The organism is Mitsuaria chitosanitabida ATCC BAA-476 = NBRC 102408 (assembly GCF_001598255.1).
In the GTDB taxonomy this organism is placed as follows: Bacteria; Pseudomonadota; Gammaproteobacteria; order Burkholderiales; family Burkholderiaceae_C; genus Roseateles; species Roseateles chitosanitabidus.
The window spans coordinates 98,786-115,641 of sequence record NZ_BCYP01000004.1 but is presented as its reverse complement, the minus strand read 5'-3'; the positions used below and the strand labels follow the sequence as shown (position 1 = coordinate 115,641).

The 16,856-nt window shown below is 70.2% G+C and carries 15 protein-coding genes; 11 read left to right on the top strand and 4 right to left on the bottom strand.

All coding sequences use genetic code 11. The annotated features are described in order from the left end of the window. Positions 1–38 precede the first annotated feature (38 nt). Both MCHT01_RS01945 and MCHT01_RS01940 read left to right on the top strand, forming a co-directional pair. Positions 39–800, top strand: a complete 762-nt coding sequence (locus tag MCHT01_RS01945) for a phasin family protein (RefSeq protein ID WP_084451612.1) — start codon at positions 39–41, stop codon at positions 798–800. 169 nt (positions 801–969) lie between these two features. Continuing rightward, entirely contained in the window at positions 970–1,611 is a 642-nt protein-coding gene (locus tag MCHT01_RS01940) for a PEP-CTERM sorting domain-containing protein (RefSeq protein ID WP_067061630.1), read from the top strand. Between the two features lie 197 nt (positions 1,612–1,808). On the opposite strand, the gene MCHT01_RS01935 is transcribed toward MCHT01_RS01940, so the two are convergent. The 3 genes from MCHT01_RS01935 to MCHT01_RS01925 all read right to left on the bottom strand — a co-directional run bounded on the left by MCHT01_RS01935 (position 1,809) and on the right by MCHT01_RS01925 (position 5,155). After that, entirely contained in the window at positions 1,809–3,308 is a 1,500-nt protein-coding gene (locus MCHT01_RS01935) for a carboxypeptidase M32 (RefSeq protein ID WP_067061627.1), read from the bottom strand. 134 nt (positions 3,309–3,442) lie between these two features. Beyond that, positions 3,443–4,408 carry a DUF535 family protein gene (locus tag MCHT01_RS01930; RefSeq protein ID WP_067061624.1) on the bottom strand — a complete coding sequence of 322 codons (966 nt, stop codon included), beginning with the start codon at positions 4,406–4,408 and terminating at the stop codon, positions 3,443–3,445. A gap of 264 nt (positions 4,409–4,672) precedes the next feature. Continuing rightward, positions 4,673–5,155: a YqaA family protein gene (locus MCHT01_RS01925; RefSeq protein ID WP_067061621.1), complete on the bottom strand. Its 483-nt coding sequence runs from the start codon at positions 5,153–5,155 to the stop codon at positions 4,673–4,675. 38 nt (positions 5,156–5,193) lie between these two features. Here MCHT01_RS01925 and MCHT01_RS01920 point away from each other — a divergent pair, with 38 nt between their 5' ends. From MCHT01_RS01920 to MCHT01_RS01890, 7 genes are all read left to right on the top strand, one after another. After that, on the top strand, positions 5,194–6,051 hold the full coding sequence (locus MCHT01_RS01920) for a substrate-binding periplasmic protein (RefSeq protein WP_084451610.1): 858 nt from the start codon (positions 5,194–5,196) through the stop codon (positions 6,049–6,051). A gap of 120 nt (positions 6,052–6,171) precedes the next feature. Continuing rightward, a complete protein-coding gene (gene dusB / locus MCHT01_RS01915) occupies positions 6,172–7,263 on the top strand; it encodes a tRNA dihydrouridine synthase DusB (RefSeq protein ID WP_067061615.1) in 1,092 nt (363 codons plus the stop codon). After that, positions 7,260–7,493 (top strand): helix-turn-helix domain-containing protein, encoded by a 234-nt coding sequence (locus MCHT01_RS01910; protein WP_067061611.1) that lies wholly within the window; start codon positions 7,260–7,262, stop codon positions 7,491–7,493. The genes dusB and MCHT01_RS01910 overlap by 4 nt, the downstream gene beginning before the upstream one ends. 85 nt (positions 7,494–7,578) lie before the next feature. Continuing rightward, on the top strand, positions 7,579–9,159 hold the full coding sequence (gene purH / locus MCHT01_RS01905; RefSeq protein ID WP_067061608.1) for a bifunctional phosphoribosylaminoimidazolecarboxamide formyltransferase/IMP cyclohydrolase: 1,581 nt from the start codon (positions 7,579–7,581) through the stop codon (positions 9,157–9,159). Positions 9,160–9,520: 361 nt separating this feature from the next. Then, on the top strand, positions 9,521–10,051 hold the full coding sequence (locus MCHT01_RS01900; RefSeq protein WP_067061605.1) for a porin family protein: 531 nt from the start codon (positions 9,521–9,523) through the stop codon (positions 10,049–10,051). 205 nt (positions 10,052–10,256) lie between these two features. Further along, positions 10,257–11,666: a coniferyl aldehyde dehydrogenase gene (locus tag MCHT01_RS01895; protein WP_067061603.1), complete on the top strand. Its 1,410-nt coding sequence runs from the start codon at positions 10,257–10,259 to the stop codon at positions 11,664–11,666. Between the two features lie 14 nt (positions 11,667–11,680). Then, positions 11,681–13,339 (top strand): GMC family oxidoreductase, encoded by a 1,659-nt coding sequence (locus MCHT01_RS01890; protein WP_084451608.1) that lies wholly within the window; start codon positions 11,681–11,683, stop codon positions 13,337–13,339. Between the two features lie 28 nt (positions 13,340–13,367). On the opposite strand, the gene MCHT01_RS26630 is transcribed toward MCHT01_RS01890, so the two are convergent. Then, positions 13,368–15,080, bottom strand: coding sequence for a type I secretion C-terminal target domain-containing protein (locus MCHT01_RS26630; RefSeq protein WP_169806081.1), 1,713 nt, complete (start codon positions 15,078–15,080; stop codon positions 13,368–13,370). Positions 15,081–15,244: 164 nt separating this feature from the next. On the opposite strand from MCHT01_RS26630, the gene MCHT01_RS01875 reads away from it, so the two are divergent. Continuing rightward, on the top strand, positions 15,245–15,874 hold the full coding sequence (locus MCHT01_RS01875) for a lysophospholipid acyltransferase family protein (protein WP_067061596.1): 630 nt from the start codon (positions 15,245–15,247) through the stop codon (positions 15,872–15,874). After that, positions 15,871–16,854, top strand: coding sequence for a phosphatidate cytidylyltransferase (locus tag MCHT01_RS01870; RefSeq protein WP_067061593.1), 984 nt, complete (start codon positions 15,871–15,873; stop codon positions 16,852–16,854). Before MCHT01_RS01875 ends, MCHT01_RS01870 begins: the two co-directional genes overlap by 4 nt. The last annotated feature ends 2 nt before the right edge of the window (positions 16,855–16,856 follow it).

Sequence of the window (16,856 nt, the reverse complement as noted above, 5' to 3'; positions counted from 1 at the left end):
TGCTCCGCCCGCCCTCCCCGACGACAAGGAACGCCCCCATGGTGAAGAAGCAGCAGAAGACGGCCACCCGCAAGAAGGGCCGCGAGGCGGAGCGGCCTGCCGGCGGAGCGTCCGACAACCCGTTCGCGCAGCGCGTGCGCGAATCGGCGCAGCAGATCTGGTCCGCGGGGCTGGCCGCCTTCGCGAAGGCACAGGGCGAGGGCGGCAAGGTCCTGGACGACCTGGCCACCGAGACCGCCAAGCTGCAGCGCCAGGCCCGCGCGGCCGAGGCCGGCCTGCAGTCCGCCGCGCATCGCATGAGCGACCTGGCCGGCGAGGTCGGCGTCCGCACCGGCCAGCAGTGGGACAAGCTGGAATCCATCTTCGAGGACCGCGTCGCGCGCGCGATGGCGCGTCTGGGCATGCCGACCTCGGACGACATCGCGCGACTGTCCGACCGGGTCGACGCGCTGGCGGCGGCGGTCGCCGCCCTGCGGGGTCAGGTCTCGCCGGCCGCGGCGCCGGTCAAGCGCGCGAAGGCGGCCGCGGCATCGACCGCGCGTCGGACCGCGAAGCCCGCCGCCAAGCCGAAGGCGTCCGCCCAGGGGGCTCCGGCCGAGAAGCCCGCGCGCGCCACGACAGCCGCCAAGATCCCCAAGACCGCCAAGTCGCCGAACGCGGCGAAAGCGGCGAAAGCCGAGAAGGCCCCCAAGGCGGTCACGACCGCGAAGGCAGCGAAGGTCTCCCCGGCCTCGAAAAGGACGGCGGCCCGCGCCCCGGCCGCAAGCCCTGGCCCTCGCGCGCGAAAGGCGGTCGCATAGCGCCCACGAGGTCGACGGGCCCGTGAGGTCCGTCACGGAATGCCGCCCGGTCCCCAGCGCCCAGGGGGATGGCAGGGGGAGTCCGGTCTCGAACAATTCGACACAGGCGCAGGAACTCTGCGCGGACCCGCCCGCCGGGCCCTTCGAATCACGAGACGGAACCTTCACCATGAAACGACTGATCGCCGCTACCCTGTTCGCCGCCCCGCTGTTCGCGATGGCCGCCCCCGTCAATCTGGTGACCAACGGCGGCTTCGAGTCGACCTCCGTCGCCAGCGGCAGCTGGGTGATCGTCAACACGGCTCCCGGCTGGACCGTCGGCCCGCAAGGCCTGGAGATCCGCAACAACGTCGCGGGCTCCGCGTTCGCCGGCTCCAACTTCGCCGAACTGGACACGACCACCAACAGCTGGATCAGCCAGGTCATCAGCACGGTGCTGGGCACGACCTACTCGCTGACCTTCAACTACGCCGCGCGTCCGGACAACCAGGGCGCCAACAGCAACGGCCTGAACTGGGGCATCGGCAACCTCGGCGGCACCGTCGGCCAGGACACCAACACCGCCTGGCAGACCTTCACCACGACCTTCGTCGGCACCGGCAGCGGCATGACGCTGCGCTTCGGCTCGATCGGCAAGAGCGACGGCTACGGCACCTCGCTGGACAACATCAGCGTGATCGCCTCGGCCGGCGGCGCGGCCGCCGGTGGCGCCAGCGTCCCGGAACCCGAGAGCGTGGCCCTGCTGCTGGCCGGCCTGGGCGCGATGGGCCTGGTGGTCCGCCGTCGCAAGTCGGGTCAAGGCAAGGCCTGACCCCGCGGACGCGCCGCGGGACGGCGCCGGATCACAAGCATCGGCGAGCCGCCTGGACTCGTTGGGAGCGCGACGCGGGGTAGAGACCGCGGACGGCGCAAGGAACAAGGGCACCCCTCGGGGTGCCCTTTCCTTTGGTGGCGCCGATCGCCGTCGGTCCCGGCCCGCACACGGCGGGCGCGAGCGGACGGGGGGCGTCAGCCGAGGTAGCGCGACTCGAGGTGGCGGCGGAAGTGCGCGGGATTGAGCGCCTCGCCGCTGGCGCGCCGCACCAGCTCCGGCGTTTCCCAGCGGCTGCCCTGCGACCACACCTTGGCCTTGAGCCAGTCGAACACCGGCGCCAGATCGCCGCGGGCGATGTCGGCGTCCAGCGTCGGACGCTCGCGGCGCATGGTCGCGAACCACTGCGCGGCGTACATCGCGCCCAGCGTGTAGCAGGGGAAGTAGCCGAACAGGCCGGCGCCCCAGTGCACGTCCTGCATCGGGCCGTCCTTGAAGTTGCCGCGCGTGTCCAGGCCCAGCAGCTCCTGCATCTTGGCGTCCCACAGCGCGGGGATGTCCTCGACCTCGATCTCGCCCTCGATCAGCGGGCGCTCGATCTCGTAGCGCAGGATCACGTGGGCCGGATAGGTCACCTCGTCGGCATCGACGCGGATGTAGCCCGGCGCGACACGCGTCATCAGCTTGTTCAGGTTGTCGGCCGAGAAGCCGCGCTGCTGGCCCAGGTGGCGCTCCACCAGCGGCTGCAGCAGACCGGCGAAGCCGGGATGCGCCGCCAGCTGCATCTCGAAGGACAGGCTCTGGCTCTCGTGCAGTCCCATCGAGCGCGCATTGGCCACCGGCAGGCCTAGCCATTCGCGCGGCAGGTTCTGCTCGTAGCGGCCATGGCCGGTCTCGTGGATCGTCCCGGTCAGGCTCTGCAGGAAGCTGTCGTCGCGGTAGCGCGTGGTCATGCGCACGTCCTCGGGGACGCCGCCGCAGAAGGGATGGGCGCTCTCGTCCAGGCGACCGGCCTCGAAGTCGAAGCCCAGCAGCTTCATCGCGTCCAGGCCCAGCGCGCGCTGCGCGGCGGCGGGGAACGGGCCTTGCGGGTGGATGACGGTGTCGCCGGCCTGGCGCGCCATCACCTGCTGGATCAGGCCCGGCAGCCATTGGCGCAGATCGCCGAAGACGCGGTCCACCTCGGCCGAGCGCATGCCCGGTTCGTACAGGTCCAGCAGCGCGTCGTAGCGGCTCAGGCCGGCGTCCTCGGCGAGCAGGCGGGCCTCCTCGCGGGCGTGACGGACGACGGGGCGCAGGTTCTCGACGTAGCCGGCCCAGTCGTTGGCGCCGCGCTGGCTGCGCCAGGCGTGCTCGCAATGGGAATTGGCCAGCGACTTGGCCTCGACCAGGCTTTGCGGCAGCGCGTTGGCCGAGCGCCAGACGCGGCGCATCTCGCGCAGCGAGGCCCGCTGGAAGTCGTCCAGCGGCTCCTGGTCGGCCTCGTCGAGCAGGCGGCGCAGCTCGGGATCGGTGGCCAGCTGGTGCAGCAGCCCGCCCATCTCGGCCAGGGCCTCGGCGCGGGCCTGGGCGCCCCGCGCCGGCATGAAGGCCGACTGGTCCCAGGACGCGATCGATTGCAGGTGGTTCAGACGGTGCAGGCGCTGGTGGCGCTGGCGCAGGGCCTCGTAGGCCGGGGTGCTCGGGGCGGTGCTCATGGGCGGGTCTCCTGAGGAATCCGCGCATTGTGCTGGCAGTGACGGTACCGCTCCCGGCTCCCCCCAAATGGCGTGTACGGGGCGCCACTGCGGCGGTCCCGCGAGCGACGCCGGCGGATCCGCCCGACCCGTGATCAGCGCTCCGGCGACGGCAGGACGCGGCGGAGCGTCTCGGCGGCCTGGTCGAGCCATTCCCCGCGGCGGCGGTACATGGCGCGCTTCCTCGACGGCACGGTCGACAGGTCGCGCACGCCGACCTCGTCGGGCAGCGTCCAGCGGCCATCGGCCTGGCGCTCGGCGCCGTTGGACTCCCAGAAGCCCCGGTAGTCGAAGGCATGCGGCGAGCCCCGATGGCGGCGGCGCGCGCCGACCTTCAACGACGGGTCGATGCCGGCCACCGGCAGCGTCCACTGGCGGCCCAGCAGACGCAGCACGGTCAGCAGGAGATAGGGCGGGCGCAGGCCCTCGAAGGCCTGCGTCGCGGCGCGGATGCCATTCAACGCCTCGGCGTCGTCCATGCGGGGGCCCTGCACCGACCCCACCAGCAATCCGCCCCCCCGCACGAAGCAGAAGGTCAGCATCGACAGGCGCCGGCCCTCGGCGTCACGCAGGCTCAGCGACCACAGGCCTTCCTGCAGGCTGATCTCGTTCAGGCCCAGGTCGATGGAGAAGTCGCCATGGCGCAGCAGCACCTGGCGGCCGTCGGTCAGCAGCGCATCCTTGGCGCCGGCCAGCCAGGACTCGGCGGCGACCAGGTTGTGGTGGTACTGGCGGAAGCGCTCGCGCATGCCGTGGCGCTGGTCGACGAAGGCCTGGTAGAGGGGGGCGAAACCGCCGGCGCCACGCTGGCGCAGGAGCGGGCCGGCCAGGCTCAGCGGCGACACCTGCCATTCGAAGTCGCGCCGGTAGAAACGGGACCAGGCCATCGCCGCGCCGATGCGCAGCACTCGGCCGCAATTGGAGGGACGGGTCTTCAGATGCACCAGGATCTCGCCCAGCGAGGGCCAGGGCAGCGGCTGGAGCGCCGGTGTCCGCCGGGCGGAGAGGGCGTCGAGCGCCGCGGCAGCGGTGCCGCCGATCGGCAGCGTCATCGAGTTCATGGGCCGGTTGCTGTTTGATTCGCAATGTGAAGCAGTGTAAAGACACTTCACCAAATGCAACCATCCGGAGCGGCCCGGAGATAGGGGGAATGGAAGCGCTACCAGGCGATCGGCGGGCGAGGAGCGCGCGGGACGGCGCGAAGACCCTCACCCCTGCCCTCTCCCGCAAGCGGGAGAGGGGGACACCAGCGAGAGCGAGAGCGAGAGCGGGAGCGGAGAGCGGAGAGCGGAGAGCGCGAGTGGCGCTGTTGGCGGCGATGAGCGTCAGCCGATGATCGACATGCCGATCGCCGTCATCAGGACGTAGCGGGTGAACTTGCCGATCGCCATGTAGAGGACGCAGGGCCAGAACGGCAGGCGCAGCCAGCCGGCGAGCGCGCACAGCGGGTCGCCGACGATGGGCAGCCAGGACAGCAGGCAGGCCTTGGCGCCGAAGCGGCGCAACCAGCCCAGCAGGCGCTGGTCGCGCGGCTTGTGGTGGACGGCGGCCTCGTAGGCGCGCTCCGCGCCGTAGCCCATCCACCAGGTGATGGCGCCGCCCAGCGTGTTGCCGGCGGTCGCCACCAGGATCGCCGGCCAGAACAGGTCGGGCCGCGCGTTGACCAGCAGCAGCACCACGGGCTCGGAGCCCAGCGGCAGCAGCGTGGCCGAGATCAAGGCAATGACGAAGACCGCGCCGAGCCCGACTTGCGGGAGCGCCAGGGTCTCCAGCATCAGGTGAATCATGTGTTGCAGCCAGGCTTCCATGCTGGGATTATCCAAAGTCGATCCGAACGAGGACGCCAATGTCTCTTCGCAGCCTTGCTGCCACGACGATTGCGCTGCTGGGTCTGGTGCCCGTCTGGGCGCAGACGCCGTCGCAGCAGACGCCCCCCGGCGCTCCGGCAAGCCCTGCACCCGCCGCCCCGCCCCCGGTTCCCGGATGCCCCCAGCTGGTGGCCTCGGGCAACCCGCAGTACCCGCCCTACCTCTGGCGCGACCCGGCCGACGAGCAGAAGCTGATCGGCGCCAACGCCGACCTGATGCAGTGGGTGGCCGCCGAGATCGGCATCCCGATCGAGACCCGCTACGTCGGCCCCTGGGGCCGCGTGCAGGAGGAGGCGCGCGCCGGTCGCGTGGACCTGGTCGCCGGCGCCTTCTTCACGCTGCCGCGCACCGAGTACATGGACTACTTCCACCCCGCCTTCCGCGAGACCCGCAGCGTGGTGTGGACGCGCGGCGCCGCGCCGGTCGCCTACAAGCGCTGGAGCGACCTGGGCGGCTTGCAGGGCGTGACCGTGATCAACAACAGCTTCGGCGTCGAGTTCGACACCTACGCCCGGCAGTCGCTGAAGATGACGCAGGTGGCCAGCATCGAGCAGGCCATCCAGATGCTGCAGCGCGGCCGCGCCGATTACATGATCTACGAGGACACCCCGGCCGAGGCCTATGCCGCCCGCAACGGGGGGCCCGCGATCCGGCCGTTGACGCCGGCCGTCGCGCACGAGGGCCTGTACCTGACGCTCTCCCACCGCTCCCGCTGCAACACGCCCGAGGTGCGCGGCCGGCTGGCGCGCGCGGTCTACAAGCTCTCGCAGGACCGGGTCATGGCGCGCTTCGTCGAGCAGGGCTTCCTGAACTGGCGCAAGCAGTCCCCGCCCTGACCGGCCCCGCCGGGAGAGGGCGAGGCGGTTCTCCCCGGAGCGGTATACTTCTGCCTCTTTTTTGTGCAGATCCATCCGGTCCGCACCTCGTCCACCCCGCCCCGTTCCCGCTCCCGTTCCATGACGACGCCGACCCCCGGCCCTCTCGCGCTGGGTCCCTTCCAATTGCCGAACCGCCTGTTCGTCGCCCCCATGGCGGGGGTGACCGACCGGCCCTTCCGCGTGCTGTGCAAGAAGCTCGGCGCCGGCTACGCGGTGAGCGAGATGGTCACGTCGCGCAAGGACCTGTGGAACAGCCTGAAGACCTCGCGCCGCGCCAACCATGAGGGCGAGCCGGCGCCGATCTCGGTCCAGATCGCCGGCACCGAGGCCGCGATGATGGCCGAGGCCGCCGCCTACAACATCGACCGCGGCGCCCAGATCATCGACATCAACATGGGCTGCCCGGCCAAGAAGGTCTGCAACAAGTGGGCCGGCTCGGCGCTGATGCAGGACGAACCGCTGGCGCTGGAGATCATCGAGGCCGTCGTCGCCGCCTGCGCCCCGCGCGGGGTCCCCGTCACGCTGAAGATGCGCACCGGCTGGTGCCAGGCCGAGAAGAACGCCGTGGCGCTGGCGCGCGCGGCGGAGTCCGCCGGCATCGCCATGGTCACCGTGCACGGTCGCACCCGCGAGCAGGGCTACACCGGCCAGGCCGAGTACGACACCATCGCCGCGGTCAAGGCCGCGCTGCGCATTCCCGTGGTCGCCAACGGCGACATCGACAGCCCCCGCAAGGCCCGCGAGGTGCTGGCCGCGACCGGTGCCGACGCCATCATGGTCGGCCGCGCCGCCCAGGGCCGGCCGTGGATCTTCGCGGAGATCGCGCACTTCCTGGCCACCGGCGAGGAACTGCCCGCCCCCCGCATCGCCGACGCCAAGCGCTGGCTGGTGGAGCACCTGCACGATCACTACAGCCTGTATGGGGAGCTCACCGGCATGCGCAGCGCGCGCAAGCACATCGGCTGGGCGGTGCGGGCGCTGCCCGGCGGCGAGGACTTCCGCCGCCGCATGAATCTGCTGGAGAGCTGCGAGGCGCAGGTGGACGCGCTCAGCGGCTGGCTGGACGCGCTCGCGGACGAGCATGACCGTTTGCCGTACCTGGCCGCGCTGGACGCGGCCAACGATGAACAAGACCAAGACGAAGACCAAGAAAGAAGGCTGACGGCATGACGCCAAAACCGATCGAAACCTGCGTGCGCGAGAACCTGGAAGCCTACTTCCGCGACCTCGGCGGCGAGGCCCCGCATTCGATGCACGAGATGCTGATCCGGCTGGTCGAGAAGCCGCTGCTGGAAGTCGTCATGCAGCACAGCGAAGGCAACCAGAGCAAGGCCGCCGAGTGGCTGGGCATCAACCGCAACACCCTGCGCCGCAAGCTGGTCGAGCACAAGCTGATCTGAGCCGTCTGCCCCTGTCCCCCGGATCGCCGCATCGCTTCGACGCCGTCCCTCATCGAATCCCCGCATCCCCCTTAGAGAGCTCCCCATGGCACAACTCACCGCCCTGATCTCGGTCTCCGACAAGACCGGCATCGTCGACTTCGCCAAGGCGCTGCATGCGCTGAACGTGCGCCTGCTGTCCACCGGCGGCACCGCCAAGCTGCTGGCCGACGCCGGCCTGCCCGTGACCGAGGTCGCCCAGCACACCGGCTTCCCGGAGATGCTGGACGGTCGCGTCAAGACGCTGCATCCCAAGATCCACGGCGGCCTGCTGGCGCGCCGCGACCTGCCCGAGCACGTCGCCGCCATCCAGCAGCACGGCATCGACACGATCGACATCCTGGCGGTCAATCTCTATCCGTTCGAGGCCACCGTCGCCAAGCCCGGCTGCACGCTGGAGGACGCGATCGAGAACATCGACATCGGCGGTCCGGCCATGGTCCGCAGCGCGGCCAAGAACTGGAAGGACGTGACGGTGCTGACCGACGCGTCGCAATACGCCCAGGTGCTGGAAGAGCTCAAGGCCGACGGCAAGACCAGCGACAAGACGCGCTTCGCGGCTTCCGTCGCCGCGTTCAACCGCATCGCCCAGTACGACGCCGCGATCAGCAACTATCTGAGCGCGCGCCTGGACGACGGCACGCAGGCCGAGTACCCGGCGCAGATGAACAGCAGCTTCATCAAGGTGCAGGACCTGCGCTATGGCGAGAACTCGCACCAGACCGCCGCGCTGTACCGTGACCTTTACCCGGCGCCGGGCTCGCTGGTCACCGGCAAGCAATTGCAGGGCAAGGAGCTCAGCTACAACAACATCGCCGACGCCGACGCGGCCTGGGAATGCGTGAAGAGCTTCGACACGCCCGCCTGCGTGATCGTCAAGCACGCCAACCCCTGCGGCGTGGCCGTCGCGGCCAACGCCGCCGACGCCTACGCCAAGGCCTTCAAGACCGACCCCACCAGCGCCTTCGGCGGCATCATCGCGTTCAACCGCGAAGTGGATCGCGCCGCGGCGGAGCTGGTCTCCAAGCAGTTCGTCGAAGTGCTCATGGCCCCGTCCTTCAGCGCCGAGGCGCGCGCGATCTTCGCGAGCAAGGCGAATGTGCGCCTGCTCGAGATCGCGCTGCCCGCCGGCGGCGCGCGCCCCTGGGACCAGGGCCGCAACGCGCAGGACGTCAAGCGCGTGGGCTCGGGCCTGCTGGTGCAGACGGCCGACAACCACTTCCTGACCAAGGCCGACCTGAAGGTCGTCACCACGCTGCAGCCGACGGCGCAGCAGCTGGACGATCTGATGTTCGCGTGGACCGTGGGCCAGTACGTCAAGAGCAACGCCATCGTGTTCTGCGCGGGTGGCATGACGCTGGGCGTGGGCGCGGGCCAGATGAGCCGCATCGACTCGGCCCGCATCGCGTCGATCAAGGCGGAGAACGCCGGCCTGTCGCTGACCGGCTCGGCCGTGGCCAGCGACGCCTTCTTCCCGTTCCGCGACGGCCTGGACGTGCTGGCCGATGCCGGCGCGGCCTGCGTCATCCAGCCGGGTGGCTCGATGCGCGACGAGGAAGTCATCGCCGCCGCCAACGAGCGCGGCATCGCCATGGTCTTCACCGGCGTGCGTCACTTCCGCCATTGAGATCGACCTGACGACGCGGCGCGAGGCGGGGCAAGACCCGCCCCCGCGCTTGGTCCCAGGACACGAAGCCCGGCCTCGGCCGGGCTTTTTTCTTGGCGCCCGCGAGCCGGTACTTCGCGTCGCCGACGGGCGGTTTCGCCGAGCGTCAAGATCCCGTCAAGACGTGGGCGGACACCTTGAGGACCTCCCTACCAACGGGGGAGACGGGTGACGGCGGGATACCGTACGGCGTCGCGAGCCCGCCACTAAATCGACAAAATGTTGCTGGTTCATGACGTCCTTCATGGGGACCGGGTGCAAACCCTTGCTACCTTTCGCACCCCGCACCGATCGGGTGCTGATTCCAAGAGAGAAGTACGTCATGAAGAAGATCATCATCGCCGCCGCGGTCGCCCTGCTGGCCACCGGCGCCGCCCAAGCCCAATCGCAAGCCCTGACCGGCTTCTACGGCGACATCGGCTACACCTTCGTCAAGGTCAAGGACGACAACGTGGCTCCGAGCTTCAAGCCGGGCGCCATCCGTGCCTTCGTCGGCTACGACCTGCACCCCAACGTCGCCGTGGAAGCCATGCTGGCTGGCGGCGCTGGCGATGACACCAAGCAAGGCGTCACCGTCAAGATCTCGCGCTCGTACGGCCTGTTCGTGAAGCCGAAGTACGCCTTCAACGACCAGTTCGAAGTGTTCGGCCGCCTGGGCTTCGCCGACTCGAAGATCAAGGTCTCGGGCGGCAACGCCGTGGCCACCGGCAAGGACAACAGCTTCGCGTGGGGCGTGGGCGCTGCCTACAACTTCAACAAGCAGGTCTATGGCGCGGTGGACTACATGTCCTACTTCGACAAGGACTCGACCAAGATCGACGGCGTGACGCTGAGCGTCGGCTACCGCTTCTGATCGGTCCCCGACCGGCATGAGGGCTCCGAGCGGCCCTCGCCCCAAGGCCCGGCCCTGCGCCGGGCCTTGTCGTTTCTGGAGGCCGGATGTCGCCAGCGAGACGCGGCCTAGTCGCCCCTCTCTACTCCAGGGTCAGTTCGCTTGGCCCCACGCCGCGTTTGCGCTTAGCCTGCCGGGGTCGCACAAGAACATCGGGGAGACGCCCATGGACCACGCCCTGCACGAACGCCTGCACCTCGTGCTGGAGCAGCAGCGCATCGCCTTCGATCGTGAGCGCCTGCCCACGCTGGCACGTCGCCGTGACCGGCTGGAGCGGCTGCGGCGCATGACCTCGGAGAACGCCGAGGCGCTGGCCCAGGCGATGTCCCAGGACTTCGGCCATCGCTCGCGGCATGAGAGCCTGCTCGCCGATCTCTTCACCGTCGAGTCCGGCATCCGCCACGCGCTGCGCCACCTCAAGCGCTGGACCGCCGTGCGGCGCGCCCCGACCGCCCTGCACTTCCTGCCCGCCGGCAACCGGCTGATGCCGCAGCCGCTGGGCGTCGTGGGCATCGTCTCGCCCTGGAACTATCCGTACTACCTGGCGATGGCGCCCGCGCTCGCCGCGCTGGCGGCGGGCAACCGCGTGATGATCAAGCCGTCCGAGCTCACGCCCGCGACCTCGTCGCTGATGGCGCGCCTCGTGGCCGAGCACTTCGCGCCGGACGAGATGACCGTGATCACCGGCGACGCCGAGGTCGGCAAGGCCTTCACCCAGCTGCCCTTCGATCACCTGTTCTTCACCGGCTCGACCGCGGTCGGCCGCCATGTCGCGCTGGCCGCGGCGCAACACCTGACCCCGGTGACGCTGGAGCTGGGCGGCAAGTCGCCGGCCATCGTCGACCGCAGCGCGGACCTGGCCCTGACCGCCGAACGACTGGCCTTCGGGAAGCTGCTCAACGCGGGGCAGACCTGCGTCGCGCCCGATTACGTGCTGGCCCCGCAGGAGCTGGTCCGGCCGCTGGCCGACGCGATCGTCGCCGCGATGCGACGCCTGTATCCGCGCATCGCCGGCAACCCGGACTACACGGCCATCGTCAGCGCGCGCCATCACGCGCGGCTGCGCGGCCTGCTCGACGACGCCCGCGCCCGGGGCGCGACGCTGATGCCCACGCACGACGAGCATCCCGACGATCGCCGCCTCGTGCCCACGCTGCTGCTGGGCACCACGCCCGAGATGGCGGTGATGCGCGAGGAGATCTTCGGACCGCTGCTGCCCATCGTGCCCTACGGCCACGCGTCCGAGGCCATCGCACACGTCAACGCGGGCGACCGGCCGCTGGCGCTGTACTGGTTCGGCGACGACCGCGCCGCGCGCGAGGACGTGCTCGCCCGGACCCTCGCCGGCGGCGTCACGGTCAATGACTGCATCTGGCACCTGGGCCAGGAGGACCAGCCTTTCGGCGGCGTCGGCGCCAGCGGCATGGGCGCGTATCACGGCGTGTGGGGCTTCAACACCTTCAGCAAGCTCAAGCCGGTCTTCGTGCAGTCGCGTTTCGCGGGGACCCGGCTGTTCCACCCGCCCTACGGAAAGACCTTTGACCGCCTGCTCGGTCTGCTGAAGAAGATCTCCTGAACGCGGAGGCGGACATGTCCCAGGCCACCGCTCAAGCGGACGCTCGCGTGGGTACCCACGCGGATCCGACCTCGGCCGATGCGCGGGCCGACGCGGACTTCATCATCATCGGCGGCGGCTCCTCGGGCGCCGTGCTGGCCAGCCGGCTGAGCGAGGACGCGAGCTGCCGCGTGCTGCTGCTCGAGGCCGGCGGACGCGGCGACGGCTGGGTGACGACCACGCCCTTCGCCGGCGCGATCCAGGTCTCCCGGAGGGTCAACAACTGGGGCTTCGCGACCGAGCCCCAGCCCGGCCTGAACGGCCGCCGCGGCTACCAGCCGCGCGGCAAGGCGCTGGGCGGCTCGTCCGCGATCAACGCGATGGTCTACACGCGCGGGCATCGCAGCGACTACGACGCCTGGGCCGCCGCCGGCAACCCGGGCTGGTCCTACGAGGATGTGCTGCCCTGGTTCATCAAGGCCGAGGGCAACGCGCGGCTCGGCGCGCCCTGGCATGGCAGGCACGGCCCGCTGCGCGTGAGCGACCTGAGGACCGACAGCCCGATCCACACGGCCTGGAGCGCCGCGGCGCGCGAGCGCGGCCACGCGGTGCTCGACGACTTCAACGGCGCGGAGATGGAAGGCCTGGGCACCTACCAGGTCACGCAGCACGAAGGCGAGCGCTGGAGCGTCGCTCGCGGCTACCTGCAACCGCATCGGGACTCGCGGCCCAATTTGCGCATCGAGATCGGCGTGCGCGCGTTGCGCCTCGTGCTCGAGGGCCGGCGCGCCGTGGGCGTCGAGGTGCTGCAGGACGGTCGGAAGCGCACGCTGCGGGCCGCGCGCGAAGTCATCGTCAGCGCCGGCGCGCTCCAATCGCCGCAGCTGCTGATGCTCTCGGGCATCGGTGACGGCGCGACGCTGCAGGCGCTGGGCATTCCCGTGGCGCACCACCTGCCGGGCGTGGGCCGCAACCTGCACGATCATCCCGACTTCGTCTTCGGCTACGCGTCCGACAGCCTGGACCTCGCCGGCCTGTCGCCGCGTGGCGGCGCGCGGCTGATGCGCGAGATCGGCCGCTTCCGCCGCGAGCGCCGCGGGATGATCACCAGCAACTTCGCCGAATGCGGCGGCTTTCTCTCGACGCGATCGGGTTTGCCGGCGCCCAACGTGCAGCTGCACCTGGTGGTGGCGCTGGTCGAGGACCACGCGCGCAAGCTGCGGCTGGGACATGGCCTCTCGTGCCACGTCTGCCTGCTCCGTCCGCGCAGTCGCGGCACGCTGTCGCTGGCCAGCGCCGATCCGCTGGCCGCGCCGCGCATCGATCCGGCCTTCCTTCAGGATCCCGAGGACGTGCGCGAGCTGATCGAGGGCTACCGCTTGACCCGCGATCTGATGCGGGCGCCCTCGATGCAGGCGTTCTGGAGGAAGGAGCTGTGGAGCCTGGGTGTCGACAGCGACGCCGACATCGAGGCGCTGCTGCGGCGCCGTGTCGACACGGTCTATCACCCGGTGGGCAGCTGCCGCATGGGCGGGGACGCGATGGCGGTCGTCGACGCGTCCTTGAAGGTCCACGGCATCGACGGCCTGCGCGTGGTCGACGCCTCCATCATGCCCAGCGTCGTCAGCGGCAACACCAACGCGCCGGCGGTGATGATCGGGGAGAAGGCGGCGGCGATGATCCGCCGCGCTTGAGTCCTGGCCTCGACACCACGCCGGCCTTTCAGAGCGTCAACACACCGCCGCCCGCCGCGCATCTCACGTTGACCACGGTGTCCGCGGGCTGGACCAGGAAGATGGTCTGCACGGGATTCGAGAAGTCGCCCGCGCCGTTCGCGTCGATCTTCAGCGTGATGTCGCCGGCGGCATCGACCGATTTCTGGATGAAGCTGGCCTCTTCCCCCGCATCGAAGCCGCTCAGCAGCGCGCTCACGTCGAGCACGTCATGGTCCGACCGGAAGAAGTGCGCGATGACATCGATCCCCTTGTCGCCCGCGGCCCAGGTGACGGTGGCCGGGCCGCTCAGCTGCAGATAGTCGTTCCCGGCCGAGGTCGACCTCGGATTGGTGATCCATTGGAAGTCGTCGATCTGACCATCGGTCAGGTGATAAAGGGGGGCGCCGAAGGCATTGGCGTTGAGCCCGCCGCTGCGTTGACGGACCGCGCTCACGTTGCCCACCTCGTCCGTCGCGTAGAGGCGGTACATCCCGTCCGCCAGCGAGTCGAAGATCATCGGTGCGCCATCCAGGGCCCGTGCCTGGTGTTCCGTCGACGACACGGCCAGCAGGTCGTCGTAGGAGGACACCTGGCGGTCCGATCGCACGGCATGCAGGGTCACGTGTGCTTCGCTGCTGTAAGGGCTGCCGTTGCCCTCGATGGTGACGCTGGGCGCGGTGGTGTCGCGGACCACGTCGATCGAGGTGACCGCCGACTTGTTTCCCGCTGCGTCCACTTGCCACACCTTCAGGGTCATCGGCCCATCCGCAACGCTCGCCGGCAAGGAGAAACCGTCCGGCGAGTCCGCGCGGACGGTGTAGCCGTAGTCCACGAAAACGGTCGCGCCCTCCTCCGCGCCCCGCAGATGGAAGGCGTTGGTTCGGGTCAGCATTTGCCCGTTGGCACCGCGGACAAACTGCGCGGGGTCGAAGGCCATCGCGGCCGGCGCCTCATGGTCCACCGGTGGGGTGCCCGGGGCCTGATCCGCCATGGAGGGGACCGAGGGATCCGATTCCCCCGAGCTCGGTCCCTTCGCAGGAGGGTTCGCTTCGCCGGTCGGCTGATCGGCCGCGCTGTCGCGTGTCGGCTGGCCAGGCGTGGGCTCGGCAACCACCTCGACGGGAGCGGGGGCCGGGTCGGCAGCGGGCGCGGATGCAGGTTCGGGCACAGTGGGCGCTGGTGCGGGCGCAGTGGGCGCTGGTGCGGGTGACGGAACAGGAGCGGAGGCGCGCTGATCCTGGCCCAGCGCCTCGGAGGGCATGGTCGGGCTCACGTGGTCATCCGCCTTGGCCAATCGGCCAGAGGCCTGGAATGCGGACGTCTGTCCTCCGCCTCCCATCGCCGCGCCTGCCAGACCCAGCAGGCCGAGCGCGCCGACGGCCAGGCCTGACGTCGGCAGCGAGGGCAGCGCCACCGCGCAACCCCGATCGTCGTCGTGCGGGGCCTGCACCGGATCAGCCGTCCCCGTCGTGCTGCAATCGGTGGCGTCGGAGGTCGTGGAGGTCGTGGAGGTCGTGGCCGTCGTCCCGGTCGCGACCTCCGCGGCGACAGTCCCGGCGTCGGAGGGCGACGGTGCCGGAATCGGATCGTCGACACGCGGTGGCGGCAATGTCCCGATCTCGTCGAGCGACCGACGTCGGCGCGTCGACGCGATCGGGTCGGCATCGGCCGGCCGCGCGGTGGGGAGCTGGGGGGACGAACGGGGGGCGCTGTGGGCCATGGCGGATCCTTGGGATTGAACTCAAACGAGTGCGGCAGTCTCCGGCCCGTCGCTTGGCGCCGGAATGCCATCAATCGCGTGAACTGGTGTTCTTGGATAGCTTGTTTGAGCCATTAGCCGGTCAATCGAAGTCGGCCGGAACCGCGCGGGGATAATCCCGCCCCATGGTCCTCGCCGAAATCACCGGCCTCTTCCTCGCCTGGCTGGCGCGCCTGATCACCGGCGCGCAGGGGCACTGGAAGGGCAGCCCGCCGACCGCGGAGCAACGCATCTACTTCGCCAATCACCAGAGCCACTTCGACTGGGTGCTGATCTGGGCCTCGCTGCCCGGCGAGCTGCGCACCCGCACGCGCCCCATCGCCGCCCGCGATTACTGGACCAGTTCCAAGCTCAAGACCTGGCTCACCTCGGCCGTGTTCAACGCGGTCTACGTGAGCCGCACCCGCGCCACGCCGGACGAGGATCCGCTCGAGCCGCTGGTCGACGCGCTGCAGGGTGGCGATTCGCTCGTCATCTTTCCCGAGGGCACGCGCTCCAACAAGGGCGCGCCGCAACCGTTCAAGGCCGGCCTCTTCCACCTGTCCGAGCAGTTCGCCGACGTGCAGCTCATCCCCACCTGGATCGACAACGTCCAGCGCGTCATGCCCAAGGGCGAGGTCGTGCCCGTGCCCATCCTGTGCACCGTCACCTTCGGCGCCCCGATCCGCATCGAGCCCGGCGAGGACAAGCGCGCCTTCCTCGAGCGCGCGCGCGCCGCGGTGATGGCGCTGCGTCCGGGAGGATGGAAGGAATGAGCTGGCTCAAGTCCCTGAACCCCGGCGAGCAGGTGGCCTTCCTGTTCGTGGTGCTCTTCGGCGCGCTGCTGCTGGTGAGCATCGGCTCGGTGCTGTGGTCGCTGCGCGAGCGGCCGGAGGAGGAGCAGGACGAGTGGCAACGCCGCTGGTCCAACTTCCGCCACGAGCTCAACATGGTGTGGATCGGCGCCTGCCTCTTCTGGGCGGCCTGGGTCTCCGGACCGGTGGGCGCGACGCTGCTGTTCGGCGTGTTCTCGTTCCTGGCCTTCCGTGAGTTCATCACCCTGCTGCACACCCGCCGCGCCGACCACCGCGGGCTGATCATGGCCTTCTTCGTGATCCTGCCGCTGCAGTACGTGCTGGTGGGCACGCGTCACTTCGACCTGTTCTCGGTGCTGATCCCGGTCTACGGCTTCCTGGCGATCCCGGTGGCCAGCGCGCTGGCCGACGATCCGGCGCGCTTCCTGGAGCGCAACGCCAAGATCCAGTGGGGCATCATGGTCTGCGTCTACGGGCTGTCCCACGCGCCGGCGCTGCTGCTGCTGGACATCCCCAAGTACCAGGGCCGCGGCGCCTTCCTGCTCTTCTTCCTGGTGGCGGTGGTGGCCTGCGGCCAGATCGCGCAGGCGGTGGCGACCAGCCGCTTCCGCGCCAAGCCGGTGGCGCGCCACATCAGCCGCTCGTTCACGATGAAGGCCTGGTGGATCGGCACCTTCAGCGCCGCCTTCGCGGGCGCGCTGCTGTACTGGATCACGCCCTTCAAGGCCGGCCAGGCCGCGATCGCGGCCTTCATCGCGGCGGGCTGCGGCAGCTTCGGCGTCTTCGTGATGCAGGCGCTCAAGCGCGACGCCGGCATCAACGCCTGGGGCAATCGCAGCGCCATCACCGGCGCGGTGGGCCTGCTGGACCGCATCGCGGCGATGTGCTTCGCGGCGCCGGTGTTCTTCCACTCCGTGCGCTGGTATTTCGGACGAGGATGATC